Origin of the sequence: Microbacterium sp. Leaf320, from assembly GCF_001423485.1 — a bacterium.
Lineage (GTDB): Bacteria > Actinomycetota > Actinomycetes > Actinomycetales > Microbacteriaceae > Microbacterium.
Genome location: NZ_LMOD01000004.1, coordinates 325736 through 345072, shown reverse-complemented (window position 1 = coordinate 345072; position 19337 = coordinate 325736). Strand labels below are relative to the sequence as shown.

Sequence of the window (19337 nt, the reverse complement as noted above, 5' to 3'; positions counted from 1 at the left end):
AAGGATGATCATCCGACCGGCTGCAGGTCAGGCGAGACCGTGCTCGAACGCGAACACGACGAGCTGCACGCGGTCGCGCAGGGTCAGCTTCGTCAGGATGCGGCTGATGTGCGTCTTCACGGTGGCCTCGCTGAGGTACTCGCGCGCGGCGATCTCGGAGTTCGACAGCCCCCTCGCGGCGAGCGCGAAGATCTCGCGCTCGCGATCGGTCAGCGACGCGAACTGCGGGGGCACCGGCTTCGGGGCCTCGGCGAAGTGCTCGAACAGCTCGCGCGTGGCGGATGCCGCGATCACGCTCGAACCGGAGTGGACCGTCCGGATCGCAGCGAGCAGGAACTCGGGGTCCGCGTCCTTCAGCAGGAAGCCGCTGGCTCCCTGACGGATCGCGCGGGCCGCCGCCTCATCGAGGTCGAAGGTCGTCAGCATCACGATCTTCGGCGGGTCGGGTTGCCCGAGGATCTCGGCGGTCGCGGTGAGACCGTCCATCACCGGCATCCTGATGTCCATCAGCACGACGTCCGGTCGGGTCACGCGGACCAGTTCGATCGCCTCGCGCCCGTCTCCGGCTTCACCGACCACATCGATATCCGGCTGCGATGCGAGCAGCATGCGGATGCCGGCACGGAAGAGCGACTGATCGTCGACGAGGACGACTCTGATCATGCGGGTTCTCCGATCGGGAGCGAGGCGTGGACGACGAACTGCACGCCCTGACGCTCCGCCTGAAGGCTACCGCCGACCAGCTGGGCGCGTTCGCGCATGCCGATCACGCCGTGCCCACCGCTGCCCTGCGTCTGCTCGCGGCCGACGGTGTTGCGCACCTGGATGTCGACCCGGTCGGGAAGCCAGGCGAGGTGCACGTCGACCGCGCCGTCGCCATGCCGGATGGCGTTGGTGAGCGCCTCCTGCAGGATCCGGTACACCGCGAGCTGGATCGCTCCCGGAGGTTCGCCGGGCGGCGTGGGATCGACCGTGATGCGCGGTTCGATTCCGGCCTGGCGCACCTGCGCGAACAGCGCTTCGAGGTCGGCCAGCGTCGGTTGCGGGCCGTCCCCCTGACGGTGCCGCAGCTGCGTGAGCAGCAGTCGCACGTCGCTCAGCGCCCCGCGCGCGGTCTGGGCGATGGTGCCCAGCGCCTCCGTCGCCATCTCGGGCTTGGCTGCCGCGGCGTATCGGGCGCCGTCGGCCTGCGCGATCACGACGGCGAGGGAGTGCGCGACGATGTCGTGCATGTCGCGGGCGATGCGCACGCGTTCCTGCTCCTCGGCCGCGAGAGACTCGGCCTGCAGCTGCGCCGACCTGGTGCTCCGTGCACGCAGGACCACGCGCCAGAGCAGGCCGCACACCCAGGCGAACCCGAGCGCGAGCACCGAGACCACCAGAAGAAGCGTGCCGGTGGTCAGCTGATCCCAGCCGCTCGCGCTCGAGGCGACACCGGTGACGACCACCATGTAGACGGCCGACACGAAAGCGCCGAGGAGCGCCGACCCGAATCCCCACCACAACACGACCCGTGACCCCCAGGCGGCGGTCGCGTAGAGCACGAGGAGGATCGCGACGTCGATCGGCAGCGGCCCGAATCCGGAGAGCATCTGCACGATCGCGCCCGCCCACGCCGCGGCGAGCGCGAGTCCGGGAGCGAGCCTGCCGATAGCTACGCCGCCGAACATCAGCAGTCCCGCCACGACGACTGCTGCGACGGCTGCACCGTCGACTCCCACGCCGCTCGCCCCCGGCCCGTAGAAGGCGACGGAGAACGGGGTGAGGATGACGAAGAGCAGCGCCGCCCCGACGATGTCGAGGACCAGCGCCGTTCGCGAGAGCGGGCGGATCACTCCCCCACGCTACGCGGCACGGCATCCGTCCCGCATCCGTCTGCAGATGTATCCGCCGGGTGGGTCAGGCGCGCGCGATGATCTCTCCGTGCGGCACGAGGTACCAGCCGTCGCCGTCGTCGGCCCAGCGCTTCCAGGCGTCACTGATCGCCTGCAGGTCTGCGGAGGTCGCCATGTCGCTGTCGACCAGCTGCCGGGCGAGCGCGGACTCGAGGATGCGGTCGGCCCACATGCTGCCCCACCAGGCGCGGTCCTCCGGCGTCGCATAGGTCCAGTTGGAGGTGGTCGCAGTCACGTCGTCGAACCCGGCTGCCCGCGCCCAGGCGAGCAGGCGGCGGCCCGCGTCGGGTTCGCCGCCGTTCGCCCGCGCGGCTCGTCTGTACAGGTCGAGCCAGCGGTCGAGCTCGGGGAGCATCGGGAACCAGATGAAGCCCGCATAGTCGGCGTCGCGCACGCCGACCACTCCGCCGGGCGCCGTGACCCGACGCATCTCGCGGAGCGCCTGCACGGGATCGCCGACGTGCTGCAGCACCTGGTGCGCGTGGACGACGTCGAAGCTGTCGTCGGCGAAGCTCAGGGAGTGCACGTCCTCGACGGAGAAGTCGAGGTTCGTGAGCCCTCTGCTCGCGGCGAGATCACGCGACAGCGACAGTGCGTTCTCATCGATCTCAGTCGCCGTGACGTGGCCGACCACGCTGGCGAAGTCGACCGTGATGCTGCCGGGCCCCGCTCCGACGTCGAGAAGCCTCGTGCCGGCGGTGAGGTGCGGGCGCAGGTACTCCGCCGAGTTCGCGATGGTGCGACTGCTGTGCGAGCGGAGGACGGTCTCGTGATGTCCGTGCGTGTAGGTGGCCATGCCCCACTCTGGCAGAAGACGTCTCGCCCCGGCGAATCGACGGTCAGCGCAGCTCGGCGACGGCTCGCCGGATGGCCTCGCGATCGGGCTTGCCCGAGGAGAGCACGTCGAGCTCGTCGACCAGGATCAGCCGCGCGGGCCTGGCGTGCTTGCCGAGCTCCTCCGCGACGACGTCCCGCGCATGTGCCAGCTGCTCGGACTCGCTGCGCCGCAGCGCCTCGCCACGAGGGGCCACGATCACCGAGGCCTCACCCCATCGCTCGTCCTCGACGCCCACCACGACCGCTCCGGTGAGCCCGGGGACGCGACGCACCAGCCTCTCGACGCGGTCGAGGGAGATGTTGAGGCCACCGGAGACGATCACGTTGTCGGCTCGGCCGTGCACTCGCACCACGCCGTCGTCCAGGAGTCCGAGATCGCCCGTGTGGTACCAGCGGATGCCGTGCTCGTCGCGCGAGAAGTTCTTCGCCGTCAGCTCGCCGTCCCCGAGATACCCGTCGGCGAGCATCGGACCGGCGATGCGCAGTTCGCCGTCGACCGTCCGCACGCCGACGGTGTCGAGCGGGACGCCGTCGTACACGCATCCTCCGCTCGTCTCCGTGGAGCCGTAGGTGCGCACCAGCCGGACTCCGAGATCGGCCGCGCGGTCGCGCAGCGGCTCGGGCAGCGCCTGGCCGCCGACGAGGATCGCGCGGTACGCCTGCAGCGCAGCACGCACGGGCGCATCGTCCGCCGCGTCGAGAAGGGTCGAGAGCTGTGCGGGGACGAGGGACGTGTAGAGGTCGGGGAGGGAGCCGGATGCTCCCGACGACGGTCGGAGCATCGACAGCGTCGACTCGGCGAAGGATGCGGGCGAGAATCGTCCGCTCAGAGCGACCGGATGCGTGCCGGCGACCAGCGATCGCACGATGACCTGGAGCCCCGCGACGTAGCCCGCGGGGAGGGCGAGCAGCCAGCGACCCGCACCGATCCGCGCTGCCGTGGCATCCGCGCTCGCGCGCAGCGCCTCGCCGCTCAGGGCGACCCGCTTGGGGATGCCGCTCGATCCCGACGTCGCGATCACGACCGCGGTGCCCTCGGACACCCAGCTCGGGGCGTCTCCGAGCATGCCGAATCCGAGCGCCGGACCTCCGTCGAGAGCACGGGCGAGAGCCTCACGGAGCTCGACCGGATCCTCGGCATCCGTCGATCTCAACGCGACCATGTGATCCTCGCTCCGCTCGGTCGTTCCGGGATCAGTAGTGCCAGGGGAACGAGGTCCAGTCCGGATCCCGCTTCTCGAGGAACGAGTCCCGCCCCTCGACGGCCTCGTCGGTGCCGTAGGCGAGCCGCGTGGCCTCCCCCGCGAACACCTGCTGGCCGACGAGTCCGTCATCGACGGCGTTGAACGCGAACTTCAGCATCCGGATCGCGGTCGGCGACTTGGTGAGCACGGTGCGCGCCATCTTCAGCGCCTCGCGCTCGAGCTCCGCATGCGGCACGACACGGTTCACGGCGCCGGCCTCGTAGGCGCGCTGCGCCGAGTACTCCTCAGCGAGGAAGAACACCTCTCGAGCGAACTTCTGCCCCGTCTGCCGCGCCATGTACGCCGAGCCGTATCCGGCGTCGAAGCTGCCCACATCGGCATCGGTCTGCTTGAACCGCGCCTCTTCCGCCGAGGCGATCGTGAGGTCGCACACGACATGCAGCGAGTGCCCTCCGCCGGCGGCCCAACCGGGGACCACCGCGATGACGACCTTCGGCATGAAGCGGATGAGCCGCTGCACCTCGAGGATGTGCAGGCGGCCGGCGCGTGCCGGATCGTGCACGGTCGTCTCGTCGTCGGAGTACTTGTAGCCGTCGCGGCCCCGGATGCGCTGATCGCCGCCGGAGCAGAACGCCCAGCCGCCGTCCTTCGGACTCGGGCCGTTGCCGGTGAGCAGCACGGCACCGATGCGCGGGTTCTGTCGTGCATCGTCGAGTGCGCGATACAGCTCGTCGACCGTGTGCGGGCGGAAGGCGTTGCGCACCTCCGGGCGGTTGAACGCGATGCGCGCGACTCCGCCATCGGTGCTCACATGGGCCGTGATGTCGGTGTAGTCCTCGGCACCGGGCGCGAGCACCCATTCGTCCGGGTCGAACAGGTCTGAGACGAATGCGCTGGTCACGGCATCCAGCCTATTCCTGTGGAGGTTGCAGACGCAGACGGCGCCGCCTGCGAGCAGGCGACGCCGTCTGCACTCCGTGTTCAGATGCGGCGAGCGCGAGCGGTCTTGATCCAGCCGTCGACGATGTCCCAGATCGGGAAGGCGACGAGACAGAAGCCTGTGATGACCGTGAGGATGCGCATCGTCTCGTCCGTCACGCCGTTGTCGGTGAAGACGAAGGCCAGGAACTCGGGGTTGATCAGTGCTCCCTGCAGCAGCAGCGTGAGCGACCAGGCGGCGAAGACCACGGCGAGCAGTGTGTTGACCACCGCGGTGACGACGGTCCACCGCCGCTGGGCGTAGACCACGACGGCCAGCAACGTTTCTGCGGCGAACAGTGCGAAGAAGAACGTGATGCCCCACGGCCACAGTCCCGGGTCGAGGATCGCGATCGGCTCGCCGCCGGTGGGGAAGAAGCCGACGAGCGCGTCCCAGAACACCGCGCCGACCCCGAGAGCCAGGAACACGAGGGAGGCGATCGCATCGGCCCGCCCCGCGCCGTTCTGCGTCGGCTCCGGAAGCTGATCGATGCTCCACTTCACGCCGGTGTCCGTGCCGGCGCGCTCGAGGATGACGAAGACCAGCGTCACCCAGAATCCGATGTGCACGACAGAGCCGAGAGTCGCGACGACTGCGGTGCCGATGATCTCTCCGGTCGGAGCGCCGTCGAGCAGCTGCCCGAGGACCACCCCTCCGAAGACGCAGACCGGGACGATCCAGAGCAGCAGCTTGAGCAGGCGCCACCATACGAGGTAGTACTTCGGGCCGATCAGGTGGAGCGGACGGTCGGCATAACCGGCGGCGAGGATGCCGGGGTCGCCGAGCTCCGTGAGGACCGCGCGCTCGGCGTCCTCAGGGGCCTCCCCCTGCTCGAGCCTGGCGTCGATCGCGTCGGCGATGGAACCTTCGAGTTCGGCGCGCACGTCGCCCTGCACCTCGGGGGTGAGGCTCCGGATGGTGGCGCTGATGTACCGCTCGGTGAGCGTGGCCGTCGTGTTCATGTCAGTTCTCCTCAGCTGTGAGGGTCGCGATCGCCGTCGTGAGCGATCGCCATTCTTCGGTCAGGGTGTCGGCGAGCCGGATGCCGGCCTCCGATGTGCGGTAGAACTTGCGGGGCCGTGCCTCGTCGGTGTTCCACTCGCTCGTGAGGTACTCCTGCTTCTCGAGCCTGCGAAGCAGCGGATACAGCGTGTTGGCATCGGTGGCGAAGCCACGGCGCTCGAGGTCCTCGAGCAGCGCGTAGCCGTACCCCGCGGTGCGCAGCAGCTGCAGGCAGGCCAGCACCACGGTGCCGCGGCGCAGTTCCTGCAGGTGCGTGTCGAGGGTCTCGTTCATGTCCGTCACGTTACTGTGCGTTACACACCATTGTCAATCACACATTTATGTAGCGCATGTCGACCACGCCTACGAAGTACCGTGGGCGCATGACCATCGAGATCTCGCGCATCGATCCGTTCGATCCCGTCGACGTCGACGCGTGGTGGGATGCGTACGCGGCCGCGGAGCGTGCCGACCGCGGCGCGGATGCCGTCGTGTGGTCGCTCGCGGAGAGCCGCAGCGAGCTGCAACAGGAATCCGCAGTCATCGATCGACGGGCGTACCTGCTGCGCGACGGCGACGAGGTGGTCGGCTCCGCGAGTCTCGCTCTGCCCCTCAAGGACAACACGCACATCGCGCACCTGGCGATCAGTGTGCCTCCGCGCCACCGACGGCGCGGCATCGGATCAGCGACGCTGGCGTTCCTCGAAGGCGAAGCCGTGGCATCCGGCCGGACCACCGCGCACGGTTCGACGTCCTGGCCCTATGAACACGGATCGGAGGGAGCTGGCTCCCCCGGGCGCGAATTCGCCCGCGCGCACGGATACGCGCTCGCCCTCGGCGACGTGCAGAGCAGACTCGACCTGCCCGTCGATCCCGCGTTGCTCGACCGGGTCGAGACCGACATCGCCGGCTCGACCGACGGCTATGAGCTCCGCAGCTGGGTCGGCCGAATCCCCGACGACGTCGTGGAACGCTGGACGATCCTCGACGCGACGCTCGAGACCGAGGCACCGACCGGCGAACTCGACATCGAGCCGCAGAAGCCCGATGTCGACAGCATCCGCGAGAGCGAGGAACTGATCGACCGACAGCGTCGCCTCTCGTTCGGAACCATCGCCCTCGCCCCGGACGGCGATGCGGCCGCATACTCCCAGCTGGTCGTCTCCGCCGACGACGGGAACGCGTACCAGTGGGGAACCCTCGTGCGCACAGCCGACCGCGGGCATCGTCTCGGCATCGCCGTGAAGGTCGCCAATCTGCGGATGCTGCACCGAGAGGCACCCCGCACGACAGCGGTCTACACCTACAACGCCGAGTCGAACGCGCACATGCTCGCCGTCAACGCACTGCTCGGCTTCCGACCCAGCGAGCGACTCGGCGAGCTGCAGAAGCGACTGACCTGACCCACCGCCTTCGGCACGGCGGATGCCGTCGGAGCGCGGGCACAGAGCAGAATGAGCACATGCTCCCACCGCTCGCAGACCTTCTCAGCTCGGCCCGGATCGTCGCACTGCCGATGCACACCCGATTCCGCGGTGTAGACACCAGGGAGGCGCTGCTCTTCGAAGGACCGCAGGGATGGGCGGAGTTCTCCCCGTTCCTCGAGTACGAGGATGCAGAGGCTGCGACCTGGCTCGCGGCCGCGATCGACTTCGCCTGGAGGCCACAGCCAGAGCCACTGCGCGAGCGGATCGGAGTCAACGCCACGATCCCGGCGATCGAAGCCGCACAGGTGGCGGAGGTGCTGGCGCGATTCGCCGGCTGCCGCACCGCCAAGGTCAAGGTCGCTGAGCCCGGCCAGACTCTCGCCGACGACATCGCACGCGTGCGAGCCGTGCGCGAGGCCATGGGCCCTGAGGGACGCATCCGCGTCGACGCCAACGGCCTGTGGAACGTCGACGAGGCCGAGCACGCGGTGCATGCCCTCAACGAGTTCGATCTGGAGTACGTCGAGCAGCCGTGCGCCACTGTGCCCGAGCTCGCCGAGCTGCGCACCCGCGTGAAGTACATGGGCATCCCGGTCGCCGCCGACGAGAGCATCCGCAAGTCATCCGACCCGCTCGCGGTCGCTCGCGAGAAGGCCGCCGATCTGCTCGTGATCAAGGCCCAGCCGCTCGGCGGCATCACGCACGCGCTGCAGATCATCACGGCCGCCGGCTTGCCGGTCGTCGTCTCCAGCGCACTCGACACCGCAGTCGGTCTCTCTCAGGGTGCGGCTCTCGCTGCGGCACTCCCGACCCTCGACTACGACTGCGGTCTCGGCACCGCGTCGCTCTTCCTCGACGACGTCGCCGACCTCCGTCCGGTCGACGGCTCGATCCCCGCAGCGCGCGTCACCCCGGATGCAGCGGCGCTCACGCGTCTCGCAGCCTCGGACGACCGTCGCGACTGGTGGCTCGATCGCCTCGCGCGGTGCTACGCCGTGCTCGACGCCCGCTGACCGACACTCACTCGGCGAGGAGCAGCTGCACAAGCCTTCCGAGTTCCTCACTGCCCGAGTGGCGCAGCTGGTCGGAGTCCTGACCGGCCATCGCGCCGCGAACTGTCATTCCCTCCCAGATGATCATGAGCATGCGCGCCGCTTCGTCGGCCGGGATCTTCAGCTCGAGTGCACTCACCGAGACGATGTCGGTGATGATGACGGCGATGCTCGAGACCATCTCGCGCTCCTGCACGAGGTAGGCGGCACCGAACTGCGCGTCCCGCAGTGCACGGATGCGGATCTCGCTCATCAGCATCACGCCGAGGCGGTCGTCGCCGCCCGCATCCATGATGCGCTGGACGAGCTCGACCGGATCGCACCCCTCTGAGAGGCCGCCCTCTGCGGCGATCTCCTCGACGCGGGCGCGCACGGCACTGACGCGCTGCTCGGCGACGCTTCCGGCGAGCATCAGGAACAGCTCGTCCTTCGACTCGAAGTTCGAGTAGAACGCGCCGCGCGTGAATCCGGCACGGTCGCAGACCGCCTCGACGGATGCACCATCGAGGCCGACCTCGGCGAAGACCTGCGCCGCGGCATCCAGAAGCCTGGCTCGCGTGTTCTCGCGACTACGGGTGGCGGGTGTCGTCATCGAATCCTCCTGCCTCTCATTCTCACACCCCGCACACAGACTCCGGGGCTCGGATCACCTTACGATACATCTATGTATCGGATACACCTGTGTATCCAACCCGGATCCCCTGAGGTGCTTCGTGTCCACACTCCTGTCCTCGCTCGGCCGCTGGTCCTACCGGCACCCGTGGCGTGTCCTCGTCTCCTGGCTCCTCGCGCTCGGCATCGCCGGTGCGGGAGCACTCGTTCTCGGAGCGGGCACCGACAACTCCTTCTCGATCCCCGGAACCGAGTCGCAGGCGGGTCTCGAGCAGCTCAACCGCTCGTTCCCGGCAGTCAGCGGAACCAGCGCGCAGATCATCGTGGTCGCGGCCGACGGCGACTCGATCACCGACGACACGTATCGGGATGACATCGAGGATGCCGTCGCCGAACTCGCCGATCTCGACGACTCCGTGCTCTCGGCCACCTCGCCGTTCGGCGAGATGGTCAGCGGCATGATCAACGACGACGAGACCGCCGGGATCATCCGCCTGCAGTTCGACGGCCAGGCGAGCGACGTCTCGGACGCGACGCAGGACGACCTCCGAGCAGTCGTCGCCGACCTCGCAGGCGAGCTCCCGGCCGGCTCCCAGACCGCGCTCGGCGGCGACCTCTTCGCGACGTCCATCCCCGGCGTGACCCTCACCGAGGCGGTCGGGCTGCTGATCGCCCTGCTGGTGCTGATCGTCACGTTCCGCTCGTTCGTCGTCGCGGGGCTGCCGCTCCTCACGGCCATCCTCGGCGTGGGCATCTCGATGGCGGGCATCTTCGCCGCCACCGCCTTCGCCACGGTCTCATCGACCACTCCCCTGCTCGCCCTCATGCTCGGACTCGCGGTCGGCATCGACTATGCGCTGTTCATCATGGCAAGGCACCAGGACCAGGTCCGCGAGGGCGTCGACCCCGAGGAGTCGACGGCCCGCGCGGTGGGCACCGCCGGCTCCGCCGTGGTGTTCGCCGGAGTCACGGTGCTGATCGCGCTGATCGGACTCGGCTTCGCCGGCATCCCGTTCCTCACGACGATGGGCATCGCCGCATCCGCCGCGGTCGCCGTCGCCGTGGCGATCGCCGTGACCCTCACCCCCGCGCTGCTCGGCTTCATGAAGGGCCGCGTCGCCGGACGCCCGCGCAAGGCACCCGAGGCGAAGGAGGGCAAGCCCGCTCCTGCCCCGCGTCGACGGTTCAGCGAGCGCTGGGTGACCGGGGTGACCAAGCGCCCTATCCTCGTGTCGCTCGCCGTCGTGATCGGACTCGGCATCGTCGCGGTGCCGGCACTGAGCCTGAACCTCGCCCTGCCCAACGCCGGTGTGCTCCCGAAGGACTCCGAGGCCCGACAGAGCTACGACCTCGTCGGCGAGGAGTTCGGCCCCGGCTTCAACGGCCCCCTGATCCTCACCGGCACCATCGTCACCTCCACCGACCCGCTGGCCCTGATGGACGACCTCGGCGACGCGGTCGCGAAGATCGACGGGGTCAAGGAGGTCGCCCTGTCGACCCCGAACGAGACCGCAGACACCGGCATCGTGCAGATCATCCCCGAGACGGCCGCCGACGACCCTGCGACCGCGGATCTGGTGCGCGAGCTCCGCTCGCATCACGACGAATGGCTCGACGAGTTCGGCATCGATCTGAAGGTCACCGGGTTCACGGCCGTGGGCATCGACATCTCCGACCAGCTCGGCAATGCCCTGCTGCCGTTCGGCATCTTCGTGATCGGTCTCTCGCTGATCCTGCTGACGATCGTGTTCCGCTCGCTCTGGGTGCCGATCACGGCTGCAGCCGGCTACCTGCTCTCGATCGTCGCCGGATTCGGCATCGTGGGAGCGGTGTTCGAGTGGGGCTGGTTCGCCGACGCGCTGCACGTGGCGAAGGTCGGCCCCATCATCAGCTTCATGCCGATCATCCTGATGGGCGTGCTGTTCGGACTCGCGATGGACTACCAGGTCTTCCTCGTCTCGCGGATGCGCGAGGACTTCGTGCACGACCCCGAGGGCAGGAGCCCGGATCGAGCGACCCGCCGCGCCGCTGCGCTGCGTGCTGTGCGCACCGGCTTCACGGGCTCGGCCAAGGTCGTCACCGCGGCGGGGCTGATCATGTTCGCCGTGTTCGTGGCCTTCGTCCCCGAGGGCGACTCGTCGCTCAAGCCGATCGCGCTGGGTCTCGCCGCGGGCATCGCGATCGATGCGTTCCTCGTGCGTATGACGCTGATCCCCGCGCTCATGGCGATCCTCGGCGAGCGCGCCTGGGAGATCCCCGCCTGGCTGGAGAAGATCCTGCCCAGCGTCGACATCGAGGGCGAAGCGGTCGAGCGCGAACGGCACCTGGCCGCGTGGCCGGGAGATGATTCGGTCGTGGCCGCCGATGACCTCGTGCTCGCGGACGCCGGCATCGACCGGCTCCACATCCGACTCGCTCCGGGCGCTGCCGCCGTGCTGACCGGTTCCTCGGCCGGCGCGCTCCGCGCCCTGTCGCTGACGATCGCCGGGCGCGTGACGCCCGACGACGGCCGCCTCCGAGTGGCCGGACATCTGCTCCCCGGGCGGGGCGCCTGGGTGCGTTCGCACGTCGGCGCGGTGATGGCCACGGACAGCGGAAATCTGTCGAATGACCTGTCAGAGGCGCTACGCGGACGTCCTGCTCTCGTGGTGATCGACGGCGTCGACCGTCTCTCCCGCCCTGAGCGCGACCAGCTCGCTGCCCGTCTGCGCGACGCCCGCAGATCGACAGCGGTGCTGCTCAGCGCACTCTCTCCTGAAATCGCCCTCGACGTGCTCACAGATGCCGGGCGCAGCCCCGCCGATGTGATCGACATCGATGCACCCGCCGCACTCTCTTCCGCGCCTCACGGCACGGAAGAATCCTCCGAATCGACCGAGGTGAACGCATGACCCTCCCCATCGAGCGCGCCCGTTCGCGCAAGCCCATCACCTGGCTGACCATCCTCGGCATCCTGCTGCTGCCGGCGGCAGTCGGCGGCATCCTCGTCGCCGCGCTGCAGAATCCGACCGAGCGCCTGGACTCGATGACGGCAGCGATCGTCAACCTCGACGAACCGGTCGAGATCGACGGGCAGCTCACTCCCCTCGGTCGCCAGCTCGCGTCGGGGCTCGTCGAGGGCTCTGACGAACTGGACTCGAACCTCACCTGGGTCATCTCGAACGAGGACGACGCAGCCGAAGGACTCGCCGACGGCTCGTACCAGGCGGTCATCACGATCCCCGAGGAGTTCTCGGCGGCAGCGACCTCCGCGGGCCAGGCGATCTCGGACGGCGGCGGCGAGGCCGAGCAGGCGACCATCCAGGTCACCACGCCCGACGACGGCCTGGTCGCCGACGACCTGATCACCAGCCAGATCGCGAACGTCGCGGCCTCGAGCATGGGCACGCTGCTGTCGGAGGCGACGACCGAGAACATCCTCGTCGGCTTCACCACGATCGGCGACCAGATCGGCGAGGCCGCAGACGGTGCCGTGCAGCTCGCCACCGGGGCGCGGGATGCCGCGACCGGTGCCGCGGTGATCCCCGGCGGTGCCACCCAGCTGGCGTCGGGAGCGGCCGAACTCGGTACGGGTGCCTCGTCGCTCGCATCCGGTCTCGACACGCTCGCCTCGAAGACCCGCGAGGCCGCGGGCGGCGCCACAACCCTCGGGCAGGGGCTCACCGCAGGCGCGGCGGAGTTGCAGAGCCGCGCGGCCGGCGCACAACAGGTCGCAACCGGTTCCGCAGGCATCGCGGCCGGCCTGAACAAGCTCTCGAGCGAGTGCGCGGCGAGTGGGGCGGCTCAGGCGTACTGCGACCAGATCGCCGCACTGTCGGCCGGCGCGACGAAGACGGATGTCGGAGTACAGCAGCTCGCCGCTCTGCCGTCCACCGTCGCCACCCAGATGGGCCAGGCAGGAACCGGCGCCACGACCCTCGCCGACGGTCTCAACCAGCTGGCGTCCCAGGGCCTCGACGAGTCGGCCGACGGCGCACGCGCGCTGTCGAGCGGGGCGGGTCAGCTCTCGAGTGGAGCGACCGAGCTCGCGACCGGCGCCACCGAGCTCTCGACCGGACTCGACACGCTCGCGACCGGCACCGGCGACCTCGCCGGCGGTCTGCGCACGGCCGCCGACTCGCTCCCCTCGTTCAGCGACTCGGAGTCGACCTCGCTCGCCTCCGTGATCGCCGACCCTGTCGCATCGAAGGGTGCCGACGGAGCAACGATCTTCGGCCCCACCGCCATCCCGCTGCTCGCCGCGGTCGTGCTGTGGTTCGGTGCTCTCGCCTCGTTCCTCGTCATGCGCGCCCACACCGCCCGCACCCTGACGTCGCGTCGATCGTCCGCCGGACTCGCTCTGCGCGCCTTCGCACCCGCCGCCGCCATCGGTGCGGCCCAGGGTCTGCTGGTGTCGCTGATCGTGCAGATCGTGGCGAGCTACGACGCCGGCACCTGGTGGGCGTTCGCCGGCATCGCCGTGCTCGCGGGAATCGTGTTCGCGGCCGTCAACCAGGCGCTGGTGGCGGTGTTCGGCGGCATCGGCCGCTGGATCAGCGCTCTGGTGGGAGTCCTCGCCATCGCGACGGGCCTGATCTCGACGGTGCCGGGATGGCTCGCCGACCTCGGAGCTGCGCTCCCGACCGCACCCGCCTTCACCGGTCTGATCGCCGCGACCGGAGGCGCCGCCGCAGGACTCGTCGTCTGGGGTGTGCTGTCGCTCGTCGCCACCACAGTGGCGGTGGCGCTGCGTCGCACCACCTCGACCAAGGCGGCACTCGCGACCGCCTGAGCATCCGATCCGATCGTCCCTCGGGCACAGGTTCAGACCTCGCCCGAGCACAGTTTCGGACGTCATCCGCTGACGCGCCGCGCATCGTCCTCGATGCGCGGCGCGACGCGCATCCGCTCCGAATCCGTGCCCGCCAGGCAGGAGACGGTATTCAGCCCTCCCTCGACGCACGTACGATCAGGAGATGCGCCGCCCCTTCATGACCTCGCCCACCCAGCTCGCTTCGCTGGAAGGGCAGCAGTACCTCGTGCTGCGGCCGACGAGGGCCGTCTCCGACGTCTACCGCGCCGAACAGAGGTCCGCGCTCGGCCGGATGGATGCACCGCATCCGCACACCGAGCACGTCACGCTCCGCGCGTTCCACGAACCCGAGCGACGCGAAGAGCTGCTCTCGTTGATCCGCGAGTGGGCAGTGGCCCAGCGACCTATCGAGGTCGTCGCCGAGGCCGTCGACGTGTTCCCGACGCCGTGGCAGATCGTGATCCTGCGGCTGACGCGCACGTCGTCGCTGGTGTCCGCTTACGCGAATCTCAGCACGGCGCTGGAGGCCACCGACTTCCTTCGCCTCGATGAGCGCAGCACCGCGGAGTGGACGTTCCACCTCTCCGTGATCTATGCGAAGACGCTCTCGACCGCGGCCTGGACGGAGCTGTCGCACAAGTCACGCCGGTCGCTCAGCAAGCGTCCTGCAGAGACCATCTCCGAGGCCGAGTTCGTCTGGTACGAGAACGGCATCGAGCACTCCGAGGTGATCCCGTTCGGACTGCGCTCGTTCCGCTGACGGGCGGTCAGCCGGTGTTCGACCGGGCGGTCTAGCTCAGGCCCGAGTAGGCGTGCAGTCCCTTGAAGAACACGTTGACGATCGTGAAGTTGAAGAGCACGGCCGAGAAGCCGACGATCGCCAGCCAGGCCGAGGGGTTTCCGCGCCAGCCGCGCGTGGCACGGGCGTGGATGTAACCGGCGTAGAGCACCCAGATCACGAACGTCCAGGTCTCCTTGACGTCGAAGCCCCAGAAGCGGCTCCAGGCGTAGTAGGCCCAGATGGACCCGGCGATGAGCGTGAACGTCCAGAGGATGAACCCGATGATCGTGAACCGGTATGCCATGCTCTCGAGGCGGTCGGCCCCGGGGAACGTGCGCAGGAAACCGGGGCCGGTCTTCTCGGCGCCCTCGGAGATCAGGCGCTCACGGCGGGACTGCATCAGCTGGATCACCGAGAGTGAGAACGCGAGAGCGAAGAACGCGGTGCCCAGCGACGCGACGAAGACGTGGATCACGAGCCACACGCTCTTGAGCGGGTCCATCAGCGGCGACACGTCGACGTAGAAGTTCGTGGCGGCGAGGCCGAGGAGGATCACGACGAGGCCAGTGATGAACGTGCCGAGGAAGCGCAGGTCGATGCGTGTCAGCACCACGAGGAACACCGCGACGATCAGGAGCGTTCCCATCATCGCGAACTCGTACAGGTTCGCCCACGGCACGCGGCCGGCGGCGAAGCCACGGGTGAGCGTCGCCGCGAGGTGGAAGACGAAAGCCAGAACGGTCAGCGAGGTGCCGATCCGGGCCATCACGAATCGCTGCGGAGCGGCGTCCGAGTCGGATGCCGCAGAGGCACCCTTCGCTGCCTTGCCCCCGCGTGCTGCAGCGCCGGCACCGACGAGCTCGAACTCGCGAACGCTCGCCGAGTCGGCCGAGAGCTGCGACCGGCGGGCGAGATCGAAGGCGAAAGCCACGAAGGCCGCCGCATAGATCGCGATCGCCGTCCAGAGCAGGATCGGCGAGATCACTTCGAGATCGAACATGGTGTCAGTCTACTTTCGGGTGTCGGATGCGGGGCGGTCGGGGTCGCCCTCGGATTCGGTCTCAGGTGCTGTGCCGGGCTCGATCTCGGGCTCCTCGGCATCCGCGGACTTCTCGGCGTCTTCGGGCTCGGGCACAGCCGCGGTCACTCCCGCCGCGTCGAGCAGTCGAGCATGACCGGCGACGAGGTCGTCGACGGCCGTTGCGAGCGTCGGGTCCTCACCTCGCGCGAGACCGGCGTACTCGATCGAGACGGCGCCGTCGGCAGCCGTCGCCTTGACCCACACGCGGCGGCGCGGGATGAACAGCGCGAGCATCAGGCCGCCGAGGGCGAGCAGCGCGAAGCCGAGCACCCAGGGCCCGGAGGCATCGCGGTGGATCTGCAGCGACGCGAAGCGCTTGACCGACTGCGAGGCGTCTGTGGCCCCCGCCGGGGATTCGTCCTCGAATGTGACTGTTCCCATGCCGTTCGGCAGGTCGGCGGTCTGGCCCGGGGTCAGCTCGATCGACTCGAGGTCGGTCGTTCGGCCCGTGACCTTCGTCATCCCGGTCGTGTCGAGCACGTAGACCGACCGCGGGATGCCCTCGTTGATGCCGAGGTCGCCGGTGTAGACATCGAGCGTCAGGGTCGGGTTCGTCAGCTCCGGGAAGCCCGAGACGAAGGCGCCCGTGTCGAGCGCCGCTGTGGTCGGGTAGAAGAAGCCGACCAGGCCGATCTGCTCGCTGAGGCCGTCGGGGATCTTGATGACGCCCAACGAGGTCATGTTGTTGTCCTGCGGCAGGAACGGCGTGCTGTTCGTGAACACGACGTCGCCGGCGGGGTCTCGCACGGTGACGGTCGGCGCGTAGCCGTTGCCGAGCAGGAAGACGTTGTCGTCGGCGACCCCGAGCGGCTCGTTCACCTTGACCGACCCGGTGCGCTCCTCACCGTTCTCCTGCACCGTGACGTTGGCCGAGAAGTCGCCCGCCTGTCCCGATCCCGGCTCGCCGAAGGGCTGGTACGTCACGTCGAAGCTGTCGAGGCGCATCGAGTACGGCGCGAGTGCCCCGTCGCTCACGAAGCGTCCGCGGTTCATCGAGTCGTAGTCGAGCAGGGTGTTCGCGAAGGTCTCGCCCTCGACCAGCACGCGCTGACCCGTGTAGGCGAATCCGCCGCCGACGCCGACCGTGATCAGCACGCCGACGAGCGCGAGGTGGAAGAGCAGGTTGCCGGTCTCGCGCCAGTACCCGCGCTCGGCCGAGACCGACGACGATCGCTTGTCGTCGTAACGCTCGACGCGGTACCCGAGGGCCTTGAGCTGCTTCTGCGCGATGTCGATCGACGCGGCGGCCTCGGCCTGAGAATCGGTCGACGTGCGCTCGACCGCGCGGAAGTCGGCGAGCCGCTTCAGACGTGCGGGGGTGCGCGGCGGTCGAGCCTGCAGAGCCTTGGCGTGGTGCTTGATGCGCGGGATGACGCATCCCACGAGCGACGCGAACAGCAGCAGGTAGATCGCCGAGAACCACGGCGACAGGTAGACGTCGAACAGCTTCAGGCCGTCGAGGATCGGGAAGAGATCGGGGTTGTCGCGCTCCCACTGCGTGACGCCGTTGGGGTCGGCCATCCGCTGGGGGAAGATCGAGCCGGGGATCGCCGCGATCGCGAGCACGAGGAGCAGGATCAGCGCGGTGCGCATGGAGGTCAGCTGACGCCAGCCCCATCGCAGCCAGCCCACGAAGCCGAGGCGGGGCTGGGTGATCGACTCTTCGCCGTCGACGTGGTCTGACGGTCGGAGCGGATCGCTCGACCTGTCGGTAGTGCTGCTCACGTCATCCTTCCGATGCGTCTTCTTCTGATCAGAACGGGAGGGGGACACTGCTGATCACCGCCGTCAGTCTCGACATGATGTCGGTCCAGAGCCCGGTCACCATCAGCACGCCGAGGACGATCAGCAGCACGCCGCCGATGATGTTCACGACGCGGATGTGACGACGGAGGAACCCGATCGTCTTCGTGGCCCACCCGAATCCGAGGGCGACGAGCAGGAACGGGATGCCGAGGCCGAGCGAGTAGGCGAGGCCCAGGAACCCGGCGCGCACCGGGTCGCCGGCGTTGAACGAGAGTGCGATGATCGCGCCGAGGGTGGGTCCCATGCACGGCGCCCATCCGATTCCGAGGGCGACTCCCAGCAGCGGTGCGCCGATGATGCCCACCTTGGAGTCGACGTGGAAGCGGATCTCTCGCTGCGCGAACCCGAAGGCTCCCAGGAAGATCAGGCCCATGACGATGATGAAGGCGCCGAGGATACGGGTGATCAGGTCACCCCAGCGGATGAAGAAGACTCCGAACGTGCCGCTGAGCACCGTGTAGAGGATGAAGACGACGGTGAAGCCCAGGATGAAGAGCAGCACACCGAGCACGAGGCGGCTGCGGGCAGGAGACTCGACCGTCGAGACGGCGGTGCCGTCTGCCGTGCTCGCCGCGCGCCGCGGAGCGACCGCTCCCCCGAGGAACCCGAGGTAGCCCGGCACGAGCGGCAGCACGCACGGCGACAGGAAGGAGACGAGGCCGGCGAGCATCGCTACCGGGATCGCGAGCCAGAGGGCTCCCGATCCGATGATGGCTTCGGGGTTCACGCCGCTCCCGGGAGGCTCACGAGTCCTCCGCGAGCGCGTCCTTGACGAGCGTCGAGAGGATCGAAGTGCCGTCGATGGGTCCGATGATGCGCGCGGCGACCCTGCCCTGCTTGTCGAGCACGAGGGTGGTCGGCGTCGCCTGGATCGGCACGGATGACGAGAAGGCGAGCTTCGCCTCGGCCGTGTCGACGTCGATCAGACTCGGATAGGTCACGCCGAACTCGGCCGAGAAGGCCTTCGCGGTGTCGGCCTGGTCACGGGTGTTGATGCCCAGGAACGCGACGTCATCGCCTCCGTGCTGCTGCCACACGCTCTCGAGGTCTTCTGCCTCCAGGCGGCACGGGGCGCAGCCGGCGTACCAGAAGTTGACGACCGTGACCTTGCCTGCGAGCTCCGAGCTGCTGAAGTCCTCGCCGTTCTCGGTGACCCCGCCGAACTCGGTGACGGGCTCTCCCCGATCGGCGACGGGGATCTCGACGATCGCTCCGTCTGCGGCCACGTATCCCGGGTTGTCACCGCTCAGGAACGAGTCGTTCACGGGGTCGGGAGCGCAGGCGCTCAGACCTATGGCAAGCACCGCGGCGAGCGCGGCACCGACCGCGCGGCGGGAAGGCCGGATGCGGGAGGAGCGGCCGCTGCGGATCGGACGAACCGTCGAGGCGAGTGGCACGATTCCCAGTTTACGCGGGGGTTCCTATGCATGGGCCGGACGCCCCAGGGGTACGCAGCGGCGGTCAGAGACGTGCCAGCACGTCGTCCACGCTCGCGCGGAAACGAGGGCAGGTGGCGATGTCGTGCGAGCGGCATCCCATCGCGTGCTCGGTCATCTCGCGCGATCGGCGCATGTCCTCCATCCGCCGGTCGAGATCGTCGAGATGCTGCTGCAGCACCTCGTGGCGCCCCGCGGCCCCGTCATCGAGAAGCACAGCGATCTGATCGAGGGTCATACCTGCTGCCTTGCTCCGCTGGATCACCGCGATGCGCACGACGTCGTCCTGCCCGTAGCGGCGGCGCCCTGCAGCATCGCGAGCAGGTGCGAGCAGCCCCACGGTCTCCCAATGCCGCAGCACATTCGTCGGCACATCGAAGCGTGCGGCGACCTCGCCGACGGACCACGGATTCTCGACACTTGACTTCATGT

The 19337-nt window shown here is 68.9% G+C and carries 18 protein-coding genes; 5 read left to right on the top strand and 13 right to left on the bottom strand.

What is annotated here, in order from left to right:
- Positions 1-27: 27 nt before the first annotated feature.
- From ASF63_RS15245 to ASF63_RS15215, 7 genes are all read right to left on the bottom strand, one after another.
- A complete protein-coding gene (locus tag ASF63_RS15245; protein ID WP_056515891.1) occupies positions 28-663 on the bottom strand; it encodes a response regulator in 636 nt (211 codons plus the stop codon).
- The gene (locus ASF63_RS15240; protein ID WP_056515886.1) at positions 660-1835 is read right to left on the bottom strand and encodes a histidine kinase; all 1176 of its coding nucleotides are present in this window, start codon (positions 1833-1835) and stop codon (positions 660-662) included. The genes ASF63_RS15245 and ASF63_RS15240 overlap by 4 nt, the downstream gene beginning before the upstream one ends.
- A 64-nt stretch (positions 1836-1899) precedes the next feature.
- Positions 1900-2691 (bottom strand): class I SAM-dependent methyltransferase, encoded by a 792-nt coding sequence (locus ASF63_RS15235; RefSeq protein WP_056515882.1) that lies wholly within the window; start codon positions 2689-2691, stop codon positions 1900-1902.
- A gap of 43 nt (positions 2692-2734) precedes the next feature.
- The gene (locus ASF63_RS15230; RefSeq protein WP_056515880.1) at positions 2735-3895 is read right to left on the bottom strand and encodes an AMP-binding protein; all 1161 of its coding nucleotides are present in this window, start codon (positions 3893-3895) and stop codon (positions 2735-2737) included.
- Between the two features lie 31 nt (positions 3896-3926).
- Complete coding sequence (locus tag ASF63_RS15225) at positions 3927-4838, bottom strand: 1,4-dihydroxy-2-naphthoyl-CoA synthase (RefSeq protein WP_056515875.1); 912 nt, start codon at positions 4836-4838, stop codon at positions 3927-3929.
- 80 nt (positions 4839-4918) lie between these two features.
- Positions 4919-5878: a permease prefix domain 1-containing protein gene (locus ASF63_RS15220; protein WP_056515871.1), complete on the bottom strand. Its 960-nt coding sequence runs from the start codon at positions 5876-5878 to the stop codon at positions 4919-4921.
- 1 nt (position 5879) lies between these two features.
- Positions 5880-6212, bottom strand: a complete 333-nt coding sequence (locus tag ASF63_RS15215) for a PadR family transcriptional regulator (RefSeq protein ID WP_056515870.1) — start codon at positions 6210-6212, stop codon at positions 5880-5882.
- 89 nt (positions 6213-6301) lie between these two features.
- Between ASF63_RS15215 and ASF63_RS15210 the strand changes: the two genes are divergently transcribed.
- Both ASF63_RS15210 and ASF63_RS15205 read left to right on the top strand, forming a co-directional pair.
- Positions 6302-7321, top strand: a complete 1020-nt coding sequence (locus tag ASF63_RS15210; protein WP_056515866.1) for a GNAT family N-acetyltransferase — start codon at positions 6302-6304, stop codon at positions 7319-7321.
- Positions 7322-7380: 59 nt separating this feature from the next.
- Entirely contained in the window at positions 7381-8358 is a 978-nt protein-coding gene (locus ASF63_RS15205) for an o-succinylbenzoate synthase (protein WP_056515863.1), read from the top strand.
- Positions 8359-8365: 7 nt separating this feature from the next.
- On the opposite strand, the gene ASF63_RS15200 is transcribed toward ASF63_RS15205, so the two are convergent.
- On the bottom strand, positions 8366-8989 hold the full coding sequence (locus ASF63_RS15200; RefSeq protein WP_056515859.1) for a TetR/AcrR family transcriptional regulator: 624 nt from the start codon (positions 8987-8989) through the stop codon (positions 8366-8368).
- Positions 8990-9110: 121 nt separating this feature from the next.
- On the opposite strand from ASF63_RS15200, the gene ASF63_RS15195 reads away from it, so the two are divergent.
- The 3 genes from ASF63_RS15195 to ASF63_RS15185 all read left to right on the top strand — a co-directional run bounded on the left by ASF63_RS15195 (position 9111) and on the right by ASF63_RS15185 (position 14561).
- Complete coding sequence (locus ASF63_RS15195) at positions 9111-11900, top strand: MMPL family transporter (protein WP_056515856.1); 2790 nt, start codon at positions 9111-9113, stop codon at positions 11898-11900.
- Positions 11897-13780 carry a YhgE/Pip domain-containing protein gene (locus ASF63_RS15190; protein ID WP_056515853.1) on the top strand — a complete coding sequence of 628 codons (1884 nt, stop codon included), beginning with the start codon at positions 11897-11899 and terminating at the stop codon, positions 13778-13780. Before ASF63_RS15195 ends, ASF63_RS15190 begins: the two co-directional genes overlap by 4 nt.
- A gap of 184 nt (positions 13781-13964) precedes the next feature.
- Complete coding sequence (locus ASF63_RS15185; RefSeq protein WP_235560813.1) at positions 13965-14561, top strand: 2'-5' RNA ligase family protein; 597 nt, start codon at positions 13965-13967, stop codon at positions 14559-14561.
- Positions 14562-14592: 31 nt separating this feature from the next.
- On the opposite strand, the gene ccsB is transcribed toward ASF63_RS15185, so the two are convergent.
- The 5 genes from ccsB to ASF63_RS15160 all read right to left on the bottom strand — a co-directional run bounded on the left by ccsB (position 14593) and on the right by ASF63_RS15160 (position 19335).
- Positions 14593-15582 (bottom strand): c-type cytochrome biogenesis protein CcsB, encoded by a 990-nt coding sequence (ccsB, locus tag ASF63_RS15180; protein WP_056515851.1) that lies wholly within the window; start codon positions 15580-15582, stop codon positions 14593-14595.
- 9 nt (positions 15583-15591) lie between these two features.
- On the bottom strand, positions 15592-17388 hold the full coding sequence (locus ASF63_RS15175) for a cytochrome c biogenesis protein ResB (protein WP_235560812.1): 1797 nt from the start codon (positions 17386-17388) through the stop codon (positions 15592-15594).
- Between the two features lie 28 nt (positions 17389-17416).
- Positions 17417-18196: a cytochrome c biogenesis CcdA family protein gene (locus tag ASF63_RS15170; protein ID WP_056515846.1), complete on the bottom strand. Its 780-nt coding sequence runs from the start codon at positions 18194-18196 to the stop codon at positions 17417-17419.
- A gap of 16 nt (positions 18197-18212) precedes the next feature.
- Positions 18213-18866 carry a TlpA family protein disulfide reductase gene (locus ASF63_RS15165; RefSeq protein ID WP_082478234.1) on the bottom strand — a complete coding sequence of 218 codons (654 nt, stop codon included), beginning with the start codon at positions 18864-18866 and terminating at the stop codon, positions 18213-18215.
- Between the two features lie 64 nt (positions 18867-18930).
- Positions 18931-19335 (bottom strand): MerR family transcriptional regulator, encoded by a 405-nt coding sequence (locus ASF63_RS15160; RefSeq protein WP_056515844.1) that lies wholly within the window; start codon positions 19333-19335, stop codon positions 18931-18933.
- Between the last annotated feature and the right edge of the window lie 2 nt (positions 19336-19337).